This is a genomic window from Microcoleus sp. MON1_C5 (genome assembly GCF_036701875.1).
In the GTDB taxonomy this organism is placed as follows: domain Bacteria; phylum Cyanobacteriota; class Cyanobacteriia; order Cyanobacteriales; family Microcoleaceae; genus Microcoleus.
The window spans coordinates 38,104-52,302 of sequence record NZ_JAUBRN010000008.1 but is presented as its reverse complement, the minus strand read 5'-3'; the positions used below and the strand labels follow the sequence as shown (position 1 = coordinate 52,302).

Genomic DNA, 14,199 nt, shown 5'->3' with positions numbered 1-14,199 from the left:
GTAACGTATATCTGGAGGCTCTGCCTCCAATTTCCCTGGCCGTAATGCGAGGCAGAGCCTCTAAATCTCGGTTCCCAGGCAGAGCCTAGGAACCAGTTAAACAGGCACTATAAATTATCAACAAACGTCCCTTCTCTTTTCTTCCTTCGCGTCCTTCGCGTCTTCGCGGTTCGTTCAAAAAAATATCTTTCACCAAGCATTTAGCATTGCTATCTTGTCAATTTGCCACTAATTTGATATAAATATAAAAGCTAATTTTATTGAGGAGGTTTTAAGTGAAAGCAGTTATTTTATTGTCGGGAGGGCTGGATTCCTCAACAGTTTTGTATCAAGCCAAAGCCGACGGCTGCGAGTGTTACGCTATTTCGTTTGACTACAAGCAAAGACATCGGCGGGAGTTGGAATCAGCAAGGGCGATCGCACTTTCGGCAGCGGTTAAGGCACATCAGATAGTAAACTTTGACTTAACACTGTGGGGCGGTTCCGCTTTGACGGATAATGAGATGGAATTACCGATCGATCGCAATCTTGCAGAAATGTCCCAAAACATCCCCAGTACCTACGTTCCTGCTAGAAATACGATCTTTCTCAGCTTTGCCCTCGCCTACGCAGAAACTCTCGAAGCCGATCGCATTTACATCGGTGTCAACGCTTTAGATTATTCTGGATATCCCGACTGCCGCCTCGATTACATCCAAGCCATGCAGGAAGTATTTCGGTTAGGAACAAAGCAGGGCCGAGAAGGAAATGCTATTAATATTATCACACCTTTAATCGAACTTAAAAAGACAGAAATTATTCAATTAGGCAACCAATTAGGAGTACCTTGGGATCAAACTTGGTCTTGCTACGCAGGCGGGGAAAATGCCTGCGGCGTTTGCGATTCTTGTCGGTTGCGACTGGTGGCTTTTGAGGAATTGGGGCTGAAAGATCCGGTGCCTTATGCTTAAACAGTATTCCGACTCGGCGGTTGAAAGCGTTCCTCCATAAACTCTCGTCCCTCTCTAAGAGACTAAAGAATAAACGGGGTTGCTAACTCAGATTTGGTATAAAAAGTTGCGCTATTTCGATCGCCCTTTTCATCAAAATCTTAATGAGACAATTTTGCCACACTACTCAACCCGCTATTCTTTCGCCCTTTCCCCACAATTTCCTCATCGGCTTCTGCAACTTCATCTAAAGCTCGATCGCCCGCAGCCCCTTCCAACAAGTGAATTTGAAGTTGCTCCAACCGCGGCCCGGATACAGAAACAACCGTAAGTTCCACATTTTCACAGCGCCAAACTTCCCCCACAGCCGGCATTCTTTGCAACTGATAGCTTAAAAAACCTCCGATTGTCTGATATTCGTCAGTTACTGGCAACTCCAAATTCAATATTTGATTCACATCATCTAAATTTAACTGCGCTTGCACTAAATAAGTGCGATCGTCCAATACTTGCAAAGCAATTTCTTTGCTGTCGGGTGACTCGGAGCTGCGACCGATAATTTCGGCTATCAAATCCCGCAATGTCACTAACCCGGAAATGCCACCAAATTCATCGACTACGATCGCAATTTCTTCCGACGAACTCTGCATCAAAGGCAGCAGTTCCCCCAGCAGCATCATCTCCGGCACAAACCTCACCGAACCCATCCAAGTTACAATTGGCGTGTCGGGAGATAGCAAACCTTCAGCTAGGGGTTTTGCCAGTTGTTTGAAGCCAATAATGCCGATAATGTCGTCTAAAGAATCTCCCGTTACAGGATAGCGGGAATGGTTAGAAATCGCCATTTCGTCGAGCAAAGTTTGAAAGGTGGCTGTCTTGGGAAGTGCGACAATGCTAGGCCTCGGCACCATTACTTCTTCTACCCAAACTTCGCCAAATTCAAACACGTTGTTGAGCAATTCTCGCTTTTCTGCTTCCAAGCCGCTGGATTCGCTGGAAGTAGCTATAATTAATTGCAGTTCTTCGGGAGTAACCGGCCGATGCCTTAGATCGTATTCGATGCCCGCAAACCGCAAAAGCGATCGAGTAGATTGATTGAGAAACGACACAAAGGGCTTGAACAAACGGGCAATCAATAAACTCGGAGGCCCTAAAGTTCTGGCTAGCTGTTCGGAATACAGCAACGCTACAGATTTGGGAAAGAGTTCGCCGAGTACGATTTGCAGGTAAGCTAGCAACAAAAAAGTTACTATTGATATGCTAAAAGAATGGGCGATCGCAGACTTGAGGTAAATTGGCAGCGGCAAATAGCCGATCGACATTCGGACTAGCACGGCGATCGTACTTTCCCCAATCCAGCCCAGAGCTAAACTAGAAAGAGTGATTCCCAACTGCATTGTCGAGAGCAATCGCTCAATACTTTGCTGCAAAGATTGCACAGTTAAAGCTGCAACGTCGCCAGCTTCCACTAACTGATTGATGCGCGATCGGCGTACCGTCACCATCGAAAACTCAGCCGCGACAAAAAAGGCATTAATCGCAATCAGCAACAGCACTGACAGCAACCGCGACAGCACCTCTGTCAAACTCATCGCGGGTAAATCAGATATCTCCTGCACTCTCGCCCCTAAAAGTGACACAATGCTCCCTAAAAAAACTTTCTAGATCAAACCTGAGAATCTGTCTGCAGGTTTGGTCTTCTTTTATTTTACTTCGCCACTGGAATGCCAGATATTTGCAACTGAAGTTTTTGACCTGGATAATCTGTCAGCGTCAGCGAAACTTCTTTAGCATTTTCCAGCAAAGCTGTGGGAATACTCACCGTACCGTAAAACACCTGCCCGTTGGGGGGCAGTTCCGACGGCAAATCCTCGGCAGTCGCGCTCAGGGCCCGACCGCGATCGTCAGTAACGTTCAAGAAACTGTAGAGAAACCTCACAGGTTGGGAGCCTTCATTTTTCATGCTCACGTCTAGCAGCATGGAATTGTTGCGCTGACTGGCCGCGCTCACTTCTAGGGTTATTCCCCCGTCGCGACTGTTCAGGGGAAACTTGGCGCTAGCATTTTGTGCAGCCGGTTTTTTTGCCGCGGCTGGTTTAGAGCTTGCCTTGTCTGTTTTAGTATTTGCTTGAGCCGTTGTTTTTTCGGGATCGCGACCTTCTACCCGTGCTTTGACGGTTGTGAGAATGTCTTTTTCTTTCAAAATGCTCACTTGGTCTTTGCTAGCCGTCTTTCCAGGCTTGCCGCTGCCAGCATTGTTGCTGGGACGAACATCGGGTTGAGTCGTTCCTTGCAAGGCTTCGCGACCTATAGTAAATCCCCAAACAGAACTCGTCACGCCTGCTCCAAACATCAGAGCCAGCAGAATTAGAGTCAGCACTACCGTCGAATTCACTGCCATTGCCTATAAGTTTATGCCGAGTCCTAGACACTGCTTTGTCCGGTCGATCGGCTCCAGCACATTGGCTAACAGGCGATCGGGGAATCAGCAGATCTAAAGATTTTGATTTTTGTTCTCTAGTTCTAGCACGGACTGGGAAATTATGTTATACTTCATTTTCAGTTAGGTCGAAGAAATCGACTTAACGGCAGTTGGCCGAGCGGTTTAGGCAGCGAACTCATAATTCGCCCCAGGCAGGTTCAACTCCTGCACTGCCGATTTAAAATCAATCACGACGATCCGCGCTCTGGCTAAAAACCAGGTTTCTTCCCAGATACCAGTCCTGGACGGATGGGCGGCTAGAAACCGGGTTTCTACGAAAATTTTGCGATCGGTAACGAAAAATATACCAAGAAACCTCATTTCTGAGGTCGCAAGTGCGATCGCCAACTAGAAATTTGGTCGCTCAACTCGCTCGTGAGATCGATCGCGATCTCAAGATCTCGCACTGCACTCGGAAAATTATTATTCTGATGCAAAGGTCAACGATATCAAGCCTTAATCAATTCCACATATCTGCTCGCTTCTGAGATGGCGGGCGCTGCGCGGGGACGATCGTACAGCACTCCAAAAATTATTATTCCGATGCAAATCAACGATATCAACCCTTAATTAACTCCACTCCGTCGCGCCCGTCGAGTTCTTGAACGTAAACCTTAACTTGTTCTTCCTTTGCAGTCGGCAACTTTTTACCCGTAAAATCCGGCTGAATCGGTACTTCTCGGTGGCCGCGATCGACTAATACCGCCAACCAAATTTTCTCCGGCCGCCCGTAATCGTTGACCGCATTCAAAGCCGCTCGACTCGTTCTGCCTTTATATATAACGTCATCTACCAACACCACGGTTTTGCCCGTCAAATCGAAAGGAATTTCTGTTTTAGCCGGTGTCCGCATCGCAACTCGATCCAAGTCATCTCGGTAAAAGGTAATATCTAAAGCGCCCACGGGTACTTTGACTTGTTCGAGAACTTCAATTTGATCTGCCAAAATTTGAGCTAAAGGCACTCCTCTACTATGAATGCCCAACAGCACTAACTCCGACGGATTCCCTGATTTTTCGACAATCTGGGAAGCGACGCGGGTGAGACTGCGCCTCACTTCATCAGGGGATAAAATTTCGATAATTTTAGTCATTGGTTGCTGCGAGCTAATTGTTGGCTGTTGGCGGATCGAACAATTTTAGATTTTAGATTTTAGATTTTAGATTGACTTTACAGATGAATTTGGGGGTTTGAACAAAGGTCAAAACTTTTTTTTGCTTCTGTCGGTGGCCGATCTGTGTCTTCTGCAGGACTTACCCCGAACGGATGAAAAGGATATGCTGCGATTGCTTGGCTGAGCGCGAACAATGACAGAAATACGTTATTTATGCCTCCTGGACTGTTCGGGTGAGGTCATCAGTTAGCAGCTCAAACATAATAAGGTATAAAAAAGCAATGATAGTCCCAACCAAATCAGAAAGCAATACCGAGTTAATTGCAATGCTTGACCAATTAGCGGCGCTGCGATCGGGTGAATCGGCTCGCCTAACAGCGGTTTGTGTTTGAGAACTCCGCGATAGGAATTGGTACCTCCTAGTTGTACTCCCAAGATGGCGGCGTAAACGCACTCGCTCCAACCGGAATTGGGGCTGGCATCTTTAACAGCATCTCTCTGACAAATTTGCCAAATGTAAATCGGTTTGCCAGATATAAGGGCTAAAGTAATCACTGTTAGGCGGCAAGGAATCCAAGTCAGCACGTCTTCTAGTTTGGCGCTAAACCATCCTAAATCAGTGTATGGTGCTTCTTTGTAGCCGATCGTAGAATCTAATGTGCTGGCTGCTTTGTAAGCGATCGCCAAGGGGACTATAGCACTCGCCCACATCGAGTTAGGATCGATCGGCCCAGCGGTAACACTTAATAATAGATGCGGCAGAGCGAACCCAAGTAAGGCATAAAATAGCGGTGCTGTCACACCATCGACTGCATTCTCTGTTACAGTTTCTAACAATGCTCGCAGAATTTCTGGCTCGGATAAGTTTTCGGTATCCCGGCCGACGTAAAGGCTCAACCTTTCTCGCGCCTTGACTAAATCTCCAACATTTAAAGGTGCTAGCACATCCTCTGCAGCCGCCCTCAAACTGCGACCTGCAAAACAGCTTGCCAGCAAAATGGTGTCTAGGGCAATACCTAAAAGAGGATGCACCCAACTACCAGCTTGGACGATGGACCAACTGACAGTATAACTGCCTACAATCAACCCGATCGCTAGTATTGTACCAGCACATCGTAGCAGCAGTTTGTGCTGCTCGCCAGGGGGACGAGCCGCTGCTTCAGGCATTTTGCCTGCGGGATTATTCCATATATTAAAGACAAGTCGAGTATAGCGGTCGATCGCCCAACCCATCGCCTGCACGGGATGCGGCCAACCCCAAGGATCGCCGATCGAATAATCCAACACCGCAGCTAAAATCAAAACAGGAAATTCATCCGGCATCATTATATATTGTGTCAAACTTGATAGTCCGTCCGAGCCAGAGCGCTCGCAATGGTAGCGCAGGTTTTAACTACTCCTACCCTTGCGGACTTTGATTCTTGAGCTGCAATTTTAACTGCTGAGATTACTTTCGTCGCGGAGCAAGTGTACGTTCTCCTCCCAATTAACACCGTCAAAGGGTAGGATCTGAAAGTGTTTGATGGCATCTGAGTCAAGACAGCGGACGTTGACATCGAAATGATCGGGATGCGATCGGGGGCGATAGAACGAGTGAATGCCGCAAATTCGGCAGAAAGTATGTTGAGCAGTTCCTGTATTAAATGTATAGGTGGTCAAAACATCTTCGCCACTGAGCAAGGTAAAACGTTCCGGCGGCACAATGAGGTGCAAAAATCCCTTCTTTTTACAGATAGAGCAGTTGCAATCAGATGCTTCGTGTTTGTCAACGGCTACACGGAAGCGGACAGCTCCGCAGTGACAGCCGCCAAAGTAGGTAACAAGTGTTGCGTCCATGTGTGATTGCTGGCGATCGAATGAATGAACTTACCATTTAAATGATAAAGCTAGTTTCTTCCCCAAGAGCCGCTTGCCAACTGCGGACATCATAGTATAAGTCTTCGAGGGAAATACTGTACAGCGCTTCGGCAAGTTTTTTGTGCAATCGGTTCCACAAACTGAATGTTACCCAGTCCTCTGCTTGCGTCGCATCGGGAAAATGTCGAGGTAAAGGTTCAATAGTTTCACCTACAGCCTCTAAGATTTGTCCTAAAGAGATTTGAGCTGGCTGGCGGGCTAATTGATATCCTCCTTGGGCACCCCGAACAGATTGGACTAAACCTGCTCGTCGCATTTCAATCAGCAATTTTTCTAGATACGGAGCAGGTAACTCCTGTCGCTTCGCTATCGATTTCACCGATGTCGGGCCGAAGCGAGGTTGCAAACTTAGATCCAGTAATGCTTTGACACTGTAGTGTCCGCGTGTGGTTAACTTCATGGGATTTTAAGAGCGGGGCAAATATTCAGCTAGCTGATAGCTGATAGCTTATGCTACCGACTTTAGAGATTGCTCGCACCGGCTGCAGCTACTCCTCAAGAAAGACTGCAGGTTGTTAAAAATATTTAGATAATAGTGGTTAACAATTGAGCCGATCGGTGTAATATGGTTTTACGACCAGCTATAAAGCTAAAGTTTCTTGGCCAAACAAAAAACCAACCGAGAAAAAATCCGTACACCAGTTGAATATTTCAGGACTCAGTAAATGGCTAAAAGGAAAAATATCGAACCCCTTGAAGGTGAAGGTCTGATCAAAAAGGTCAAAGACCTAGAGAACCTTACCAAGGAAGAAAAAGCTAGAGCCTGTGGCTACTACACCGTTACCAAAAACGGCGTAGAACGGGTCAACATGATGAAATTCCTGAATGCGCTGATTGATGCAGAAGGCATTCAGCTAGACGGGAAGCAAAACGGCAACGGACGCGGCGGACGCTCGGCCAGCTATCGGATTAGCGTTCAATCTAACGGCAACTTACTGATTGGAGCCGCCTACACCAAACAAATGGAACTCCAGCCGGGAGATGAATTTGAAATCTCTCTGGGACGCAAGCACATTCACTTGCGCCAAATTGATCGAGAAGAAGAAGAAGAATCCTAGGCTTTTACGACTTGCTTTGACTTCTTGCTTGAACTGGTGGGTTTGACTTCAAGCATTGACTGCAAGCAGAGAGTTGGCTCTGAAATCTTTCTGTGAGCCTAAAAAAGTATGGCTTCTATAGATGGCAATGGCTCGACAAAAGCCAGTGCCACCACTTTATATTTTCCGAGAATACCTATTCTCGCCCCTCGCTATATCCGTGTGGACAAGCGGGGGATTTTCCGCGTAGCTGTTGAAGAGAAGTTCTGCAGCCAATTGTGTACGGGATTTAACGGATGTAATTGATGAACCGAAGAGGTTTGAAGGAAGAATTAGGTTTGGTTGAGCTAGGAAACCCACTAAAGCAAGAAAATGGCAGAGGTATTCTCCGCTAACACTGCGTCATACCAGTTAAAAAAAAGAATGCAACTGTAGCGAAGCTCGAAAGCACGAGCTTCATGATTCATTCCCCATTATTTAACCTAAAATCTAAAATCTAAAATCTAAAATTGTATAAGTCTCGTGCTTGCTCCTGATTTGTGTCTGTGTGGGAGGGGTTTTGAGGGCAAGGAAACACCTCGATCGCCCCTAAGTGAAATTACAGGCAGGAACAGTTAAAGTGTTAGGGAGCAATTAGTCACCAGCCTATGCCGTTGCCCCGATTCGCGAGTAAAACTTCTCAACACCAAACAAAAATCTCCCTGCGTCGCCTTCTAGTGGCCTCTTTTGTGCTGCAAATCGTCGCCGCAGTCGAGATTGTCGGGTATCTGTCCTTTCGCCCTTTCGCAACGGAGACAAAGCAGTCGAAGAGCTCGCCGAGAAATTGATCGCCCAGACGGGGAAGAGAGTTGAAGAAAAGCTGATTTCTTTTCTCGAACCTACCCAGTGGGTAAATAAACTTAACGCTGAAGCGATCGAGCGCGGTGAATTAAACTTACAGTTAGAAAGGCCCTAGCCTCGGGGAGAGAAGTTCCTCTGGCAGCAAATCCGATGTTTTAAAAGCATTCAATGGATATCCTTCGGTGCTGAAAAATCAGGAGAATATCTCGGCATTGGCGGCAACCCCACGGATAACAGCTTGCAAATTGTCGCAGCTAACAAGTCTACCAACTCTCACAACATATACTAAGCTACAGACAGCCGAGGCACGCGCACCGCTAAATTAAAGGCAGAACCGGCCACCTACGATGCCCGCCTGCGCCCCTGGTACAAAGAAGCTGTCGCAGCGAACAAACAAAGCGATTTGGACGAGTATTTATCCTGGTTTTACTCGCGGGACTGTTTTTATTGCTGCCAGCCAACCGATTCGCGATCGAAATGGTAAATTGCTGGGAGTTAGTGCTGTAGACTTTTCGCTCTCGGGGCTTCAGCAATATCTCCATCGCATCAAGCTTAGCAAAACGCGACAAATTTTCGCGATCGAACGATCGGGCTTGCTGGTTGCCAGTTCAAGTCAAGAATCACCCTTTAGAAAGATGTCTGGAAAGCAGCAACGGCAGCGGGTGAATGTTTTAGACAGCCAAACTCCTGTCATTCGCACCGCAGCTAAATATTTGTACGAACACTTCGAGGGCTTTGGCGACATTAAGCAGCGGCAGCAACTGAAATTTAGGCGAGACGGGCAGGAATATTTTGTGGAAGTGCTGCCGTTTTCGGATAGTTATATCAAATCCGTTAGCATCGGAATAGTAAATTCGAGTTCACTGTTGACGGTTGACTGTTCACGGCGTCAACAGTCAACAGTCAACAGTCAACCGTCAACATCATTCCGGTGTAACCGGAAATGATATTACGGTTTGAACTGGCTGATTGCGAGCGCAGTTCCCGAATCCGATTTCATGGGGCAAATTAACAAAAATACGCGCACTACAATTTTACTTTGTTCGGCGGCGCTGCTGCTATCGACAATTGGTGGAGTGCTGACAGCTAGGTGGGTAACGCTGCCGCTGCTGCTGCTCAACGAAGCAGCTAAAGATATCGCCGCCAGAAAGTGCGTGCTGTTACTGTCAGTAGGCTTGATGAAGTCGGCGAATTAGCGCAGTCTTTCAACGAGATGGCAGCTCAACTGAAAAAGTTTTTTCCAGCTTTGGCACAAAGTGAATAAAAATTTGTCCAACTGGTAGAAAATTTGCCTGTTGGAGTCTCGACGATAACTCCGGGCGGCGCAGTTATTTTCATCAATTCGGCGCGAGAGCAAATATTGGGTAGGGGAGAAATGCCCGATGCTAGCGCCGAAGAGCTACCACAAGCTTATCAAACTTATATAAATTAGCGAACACTGTTCCCGGAAAACTTTATCCTATAAACTTGCTGTCGGGCGCGCAAGGCGCAGCTAATGACTGATGAACGATGACTGATAACTATTCTTGATATTTTGTAATTTGTTTGTGTTGAGAAAAAATTCTACAGTTATTGATATCAATCAACAACTGCTCTTCTTCAGGCTTGTCTGACATATTCACTAAATTATACTGAACATTGTCTCCATAAATAGTTAGAGCAATCTGGCTCAATTCTAAAAAATTAATGAGCCACTCACATTCAGTAGCCGAGTCATCTTGATAGTATTGAATTAATCTGGCACAACAAAGTTCTAAGTAGGTTCTAGAATGGGGTGAAATTAAAATAAATTTGAGAATTAGAATTGCTAGTGTTAAAGGATTTAGTTGAGTAGCGAAGAGTAGAAATAAGGCTGTTGGTTTCCCGGAATTTTCCACAGTCAAACATTTGATTAGATAATTGCAAGTTCTGAGCTGCAGGCCAGTGCTCAAAGTGTCTCCGTCATTTTCTGGATGAAAAGTCTCTAAAATATTAATTATTCTCACTTGGTAAATATCAGTACGCAAAAGTTGAGATTGGTAATTAAATAAATACTTAATTAGATAGTCCTTAAACTGCTTGTAAGTAATATTTTGAGTGTCTCTAATAAAAATATTTGCTAAGCTGCGATAGTTTAAGGAGCCGCGGTTGACCAAAATTATTTTGATTAAACGCAGGGCTTCATCTCCTAAAAGTGTGGGATTATGATAATTATTTAATTGGGATGTAGCAGACTGAGAGCGAGAGGTATACATTGCTAGGTCAAACTTGTATTTTTCTTTGAGCTGCTGGGACAATAGTCTGGCAGCTTGGCGTTCTTCGGGGGTGTTGTTAGCATCTAGATATTGAGCGGCTAGCAAATAAGGCTGATAGCGAGAAGTCCAGTGATTTTGTAGTGGCTGGTAGTCATCGTACTTTAATACAAATAACTTTAGCTCTTCATAGTCTTTGCTGCTGAGAAAGTTGGTCAGCCACACTCTCAGTATTTTGAGACAATTGTCGGGGTGGGGTTCCCTAAGGGTTCTATCGCTAATAATGTTAATTAAGTCGCGAGCCAGTTGGTATTGTTTCTGAGTGACCCAGTTATTTAATAAGATGTAAATGCAGCGTGTAAATAAGTAGTTAAATTCTAGTTGAGAGTCAAATTGAATTATTGTGTCTAAAGCTTGAATTAATGTGGGGTTAGCTGGAGGAATTAATTGGATAAATATGTTTTGAAATTGTTGCAAAACTACTTCTGAAGCCGAGTTTTTGATGTGATATATAAAAAATTTGTAAATGATATCTTGAGCTGCGGAAACCGTCAGCGCAGATTTTTGTAATTGAGCTGTTGGCTGAGGGGCGAGATCCTCTGGTAATAAATTGTTTGTCAGAGCAGGCAGAACTTTTGACTCTGTTGTTTCGGATTGAGAGGAAAAGTGCTGAGATGGCATAGCGTCCTCGCTCAGATGATCAATACACTATTATAGTTATCATCCTTGATTTGGAGCTAATAATTTAGTGTTTCACTTGGCTTTTGTCCAGCTACAGTTAACCCCCCCGATCGCCTTTTTGGTAAGCGGAAATCGAGGGGGTTAACTGTTATTTGTCAAGTATCTGAGAATATCAAGCAGGGTTCGCTTCGGCTCGTCTTTGTAGCAGGCGGGCAATTTCAGCTTTTTCTACAAGTCCTACGAGGACACCGTTTTCGCGAATGACGGGGAGTTCTTGTACTTTGAGTTGTTCCAGGAGGGTGACGACTTCGAGGAGAGATAATTCGGGTTTGACGGTTGTGGAAAATTCGATCGGCTTCAGGAGTTCTTTAACTAAAACTTGGGGCCAAGTTCCGGTAGGAATGGTTTTGAGGTCGTCTAGGTCGATCGCCCCTACCAATTGTCCGGCATCATCTGTTGCCAGGAACCTGCGCCAGGTTTGAGTGCTACCGATTACGTAGTTGTTGGCAAATTCTCTGAGGGACAAGTCTTGGGAGACGATCGGACTTTCGGGGGTCACAGCATCTGCGGCTGTCAGCCCTGCCAGTTTATTTTGGACTGTGGCATATTGGGCAGATTGACCGGCATTTTGCAGTAAGAACCAACCGATTACTAGATTCCAAATATTGCCGAATATGCCTGTAGCAATGGCAATCCAACCAATTATCTGACCGACGCGGCTAGCAAAAATTACACCTTTGTAAGGGTTGCCAGTAATTTTCCAGACGATCGCTTTGAGGATGTTGCCGCCGTCGAGGGGCAAACCGGGAATTAAGTTAAATAAGGCTAAAACTAAGTTGATCGAAGCTAAAAGTCCGACGATGGCGCCTGCGGGGCCTGTGAGACCAGCACCGATGCCGATCGCTGTTAACAAACCGGATAAAAATAAGCTCACCAACGGGCCTGCAATCGCTACCCAAAATGCTTCGGCTGGGGTTTTAGATTCTCTTTCTAAATTAGCCAGTCCGCCAAACAGAAATAGCGAAATCGATTTCACGCCAATTCCCTGTTTAATGGCTACCCAACTGTGTCCTAATTCGTGGGCTAAGACGGAAGCAAATAACAGTAACGCTGTGAATAATCCCAGCATCCAGGGCGCTACGGGACCCAATGTGGGAAACAGGGCAGCTAATGCGCCGCCGTACTGCCAGGTTACTAAACCCAGAACTAAAAACCAAGATGCGTTGACAAAGAAGGGAATCCCAAACAGGTTGCCGACGCGAAATGTACCGTTCATAATGGCTACCTCTGATTTTACGAATGAGAGGTTTTTCTCTCTGTCTCCTTATCGTAACGAAACGTAACGGCGATGTTAATGCTTCAATTAGGGTGTTATCCGTCTGTGGAGGTTCGGTTTGCGGAATAATCACCGCCGACTGCGGTTTGGCCGGCTAGGGGTTAAAAATCTTTATCTCAAAACGGAAGTTATCGCTATGAGACTTGAGGAGGATATTTGTTTTAGTTTTCTGTTTTAATTTTCAATGGGTTTTAACTCACATCTTGCACCTCTGTCATGAACAGGCAAGATGCCTGTTCCACAACAGATGAATTTTCTTTCTTGTGGGCCGTTGCTCCTAGCCCGCCGATAAAAGCCTTATTGAGAATGGTGCAACATCTCACTTTTAACCGAATGCAAGCTTTGAGAGGGGGAATTAATCCCCCGGCTGACTATTACAACTGTGGCAAGATATCAGTTTCAAGCAACTTTAGCTATAATGACTTACCCTAAGAATAGTTTTGGTGCTAATAATTATGCCAGAATCTTTTTTGCTCGGCCGGCTGCTGCTGCAATTCAACAGCGAAGCGGCTGATATTATTACAGACTTATCCGCTGTTGCTTTAACTCCCGATGGTCATTTGTGGCTGGGTTCCGATGAAACGACTTCGATCGAGCGCTTGTCGCCTGTCGCGCCTCATATTTTTGGAGAACATAAAAGATTTGCGATCGCAGATTTTATCGATTTTTCCGAACAAGCTGGTGAAATCGATATTGAAGGAATTGATTTCAACAGCGATTATCTTTGGTTTGTGGCTTCTCACAGCACCAAACGCAAGAAAGCTAAAGGCAAAGACCCGAATAAAGACATTCAAAATTTAGCAAAAATAGAGACGGAGGTCAACCGTTATTTGCTGGCACGAATTCCTGTAAAAAACGGGAATTTGTGCAAGTCAATTTCCCATCCTGAAAATCCCAAAAACCAACTGAAAGCGGGATACCTTCAGCCGACCAAAACGGGGAATTTGCTGACTGATGCGCTGAAAGATGACAGCCATCTCGGTCTATTTTTATCGGTGCCGATTCCTAGTAAAGAAAATGGTTTTGATATTGAAGGGTTGGCGGTGCGCGGCAATCGGATTTTTCTTGGTTTACGGGGACCTGTACTGCGGGGTTGGGCGATTATTTTAGAAATAGAAGTGCAAGAGTCTAAACAGGGGGTTTTAAAGCTAAAGGCTATTGGTGAAGCCGACAAGTTTTACAAGAAACATTTTGTTGATTTGAACGGTTTGGGGGTGCGAGAATTGTGCTGGAACGGGGAAGATTTGATTGTTTTAGCCGGGCCGACGATGACTTTATCGGGGGCGATGAGGGTTTTTCGGTTAAAGGGGATTTTAGGGCGATCGGGCGACAGTATTACTGGACAAGATGGGGGAGATTTGGAGGTATTGTTTGACTTGCCTTTTAAGGTTGGTACGGACAATGCTGAGGGGTTGAGCCTGTTTCCATATTTGGGGGAGCAGAATTCGCTGTTAGTGGTTTATGATTCGCCGGATGCGGGGAGAATGGTTGAGAAAAATGGTATTCTTGCGGATATTTTTAGGTTAGGTTTGTAGTGGCGCTGTCTTCGCTAAAAAGGTTTAAGATAACTGTCCATAAACTCTTGTAGGCTACTAGCAGTAGTAGGGTGCGTCAGAAGGGGAGATACTTGGG

General features: G+C 45.6%; 14 protein-coding genes and 1 tRNA gene. 7 read left to right on the top strand and 8 right to left on the bottom strand.

The genetic code is table 11. The features are described from left to right. Positions 1 to 275: 275 nt before the first annotated feature. Positions 276 to 950, top strand: coding sequence for a 7-cyano-7-deazaguanine synthase QueC (gene queC / locus QUA71_RS05985; RefSeq protein WP_333283276.1), 675 nt, complete (start codon positions 276 to 278; stop codon positions 948 to 950). 140 nt (positions 951 to 1,090) lie between these two features. On the opposite strand, the gene QUA71_RS05980 is transcribed toward queC, so the two are convergent. After that, complete coding sequence (locus tag QUA71_RS05980; protein WP_333283274.1) at positions 1,091 to 2,569, bottom strand: hemolysin family protein; 1,479 nt, start codon at positions 2,567 to 2,569, stop codon at positions 1,091 to 1,093. Positions 2,570 to 2,637: 68 nt separating this feature from the next. Next, on the bottom strand, positions 2,638 to 3,330 hold the full coding sequence (locus tag QUA71_RS05975) for a hypothetical protein (RefSeq protein ID WP_333283272.1): 693 nt from the start codon (positions 3,328 to 3,330) through the stop codon (positions 2,638 to 2,640). Positions 3,331 to 3,515: 185 nt separating this feature from the next. Here QUA71_RS05975 and QUA71_RS05970 point away from each other — a divergent pair. After that, a tRNA-Ile gene (locus QUA71_RS05970) sits at positions 3,516 to 3,588 on the top strand. A gap of 382 nt (positions 3,589 to 3,970) precedes the next feature. On the opposite strand, the gene pyrR is transcribed toward QUA71_RS05970, so the two are convergent. The 4 genes from pyrR to QUA71_RS05950 form a co-directional block, all read right to left on the bottom strand. Then, entirely contained in the window at positions 3,971 to 4,504 is a 534-nt protein-coding gene (gene pyrR / locus QUA71_RS05965; RefSeq protein WP_333218207.1) for a bifunctional pyr operon transcriptional regulator/uracil phosphoribosyltransferase PyrR, read from the bottom strand. A 267-nt stretch (positions 4,505 to 4,771) separates the two neighbouring features. Further along, positions 4,772 to 5,851: an adenosylcobinamide-phosphate synthase CbiB gene (gene cbiB, locus QUA71_RS05960; protein ID WP_333283402.1), complete on the bottom strand. Its 1,080-nt coding sequence runs from the start codon at positions 5,849 to 5,851 to the stop codon at positions 4,772 to 4,774. Between the two features lie 108 nt (positions 5,852 to 5,959). Then, on the bottom strand, positions 5,960 to 6,361 hold the full coding sequence (locus QUA71_RS05955; protein WP_190656036.1) for a GFA family protein: 402 nt from the start codon (positions 6,359 to 6,361) through the stop codon (positions 5,960 to 5,962). A 37-nt stretch (positions 6,362 to 6,398) separates the two neighbouring features. Further along, complete coding sequence (locus QUA71_RS05950; RefSeq protein WP_190656033.1) at positions 6,399 to 6,842, bottom strand: Rrf2 family transcriptional regulator; 444 nt, start codon at positions 6,840 to 6,842, stop codon at positions 6,399 to 6,401. A 265-nt stretch (positions 6,843 to 7,107) separates the two neighbouring features. Here QUA71_RS05950 and QUA71_RS05945 point away from each other — a divergent pair, with 265 nt between their 5' ends. The 4 genes from QUA71_RS05945 (at position 7,108) to QUA71_RS29200 (ending at position 9,583) form a co-directional block, all read left to right on the top strand. Next, entirely contained in the window at positions 7,108 to 7,500 is a 393-nt protein-coding gene (locus QUA71_RS05945) for an AbrB family transcriptional regulator (RefSeq protein WP_333283270.1), read from the top strand. 1,166 nt (positions 7,501 to 8,666) lie between these two features. Further along, positions 8,667 to 9,266, top strand: a complete 600-nt coding sequence (locus QUA71_RS05940) for a cache domain-containing protein (RefSeq protein ID WP_333283268.1) — start codon at positions 8,667 to 8,669, stop codon at positions 9,264 to 9,266. A 9-nt stretch (positions 9,267 to 9,275) separates the two neighbouring features. Then, positions 9,276 to 9,515 (top strand): hypothetical protein, encoded by a 240-nt coding sequence (locus tag QUA71_RS05935; protein WP_333283266.1) that lies wholly within the window; start codon positions 9,276 to 9,278, stop codon positions 9,513 to 9,515. Next, on the top strand, positions 9,470 to 9,583 hold the full coding sequence (locus QUA71_RS29200; RefSeq protein ID WP_190656026.1) for a HAMP domain-containing protein: 114 nt from the start codon (positions 9,470 to 9,472) through the stop codon (positions 9,581 to 9,583). Before QUA71_RS05935 ends, QUA71_RS29200 begins: the two co-directional genes overlap by 46 nt. 256 nt (positions 9,584 to 9,839) lie before the next feature. On the opposite strand, the gene QUA71_RS05930 is transcribed toward QUA71_RS29200, so the two are convergent. Further along, positions 9,840 to 11,231 (bottom strand): hypothetical protein, encoded by a 1,392-nt coding sequence (locus QUA71_RS05930; protein WP_333283264.1) that lies wholly within the window; start codon positions 11,229 to 11,231, stop codon positions 9,840 to 9,842. 172 nt (positions 11,232 to 11,403) lie between these two features. Further along, positions 11,404 to 12,507 carry a site-2 protease family protein gene (locus tag QUA71_RS05925; RefSeq protein WP_333283263.1) on the bottom strand — a complete coding sequence of 368 codons (1,104 nt, stop codon included), beginning with the start codon at positions 12,505 to 12,507 and terminating at the stop codon, positions 11,404 to 11,406. 515 nt (positions 12,508 to 13,022) lie between these two features. Here QUA71_RS05925 and QUA71_RS05920 point away from each other — a divergent pair. Next, positions 13,023 to 14,102 carry a DUF3616 domain-containing protein gene (locus QUA71_RS05920; RefSeq protein ID WP_333283262.1) on the top strand — a complete coding sequence of 360 codons (1,080 nt, stop codon included), beginning with the start codon at positions 13,023 to 13,025 and terminating at the stop codon, positions 14,100 to 14,102. Positions 14,103 to 14,199: the final 97 nt, after the last annotated feature.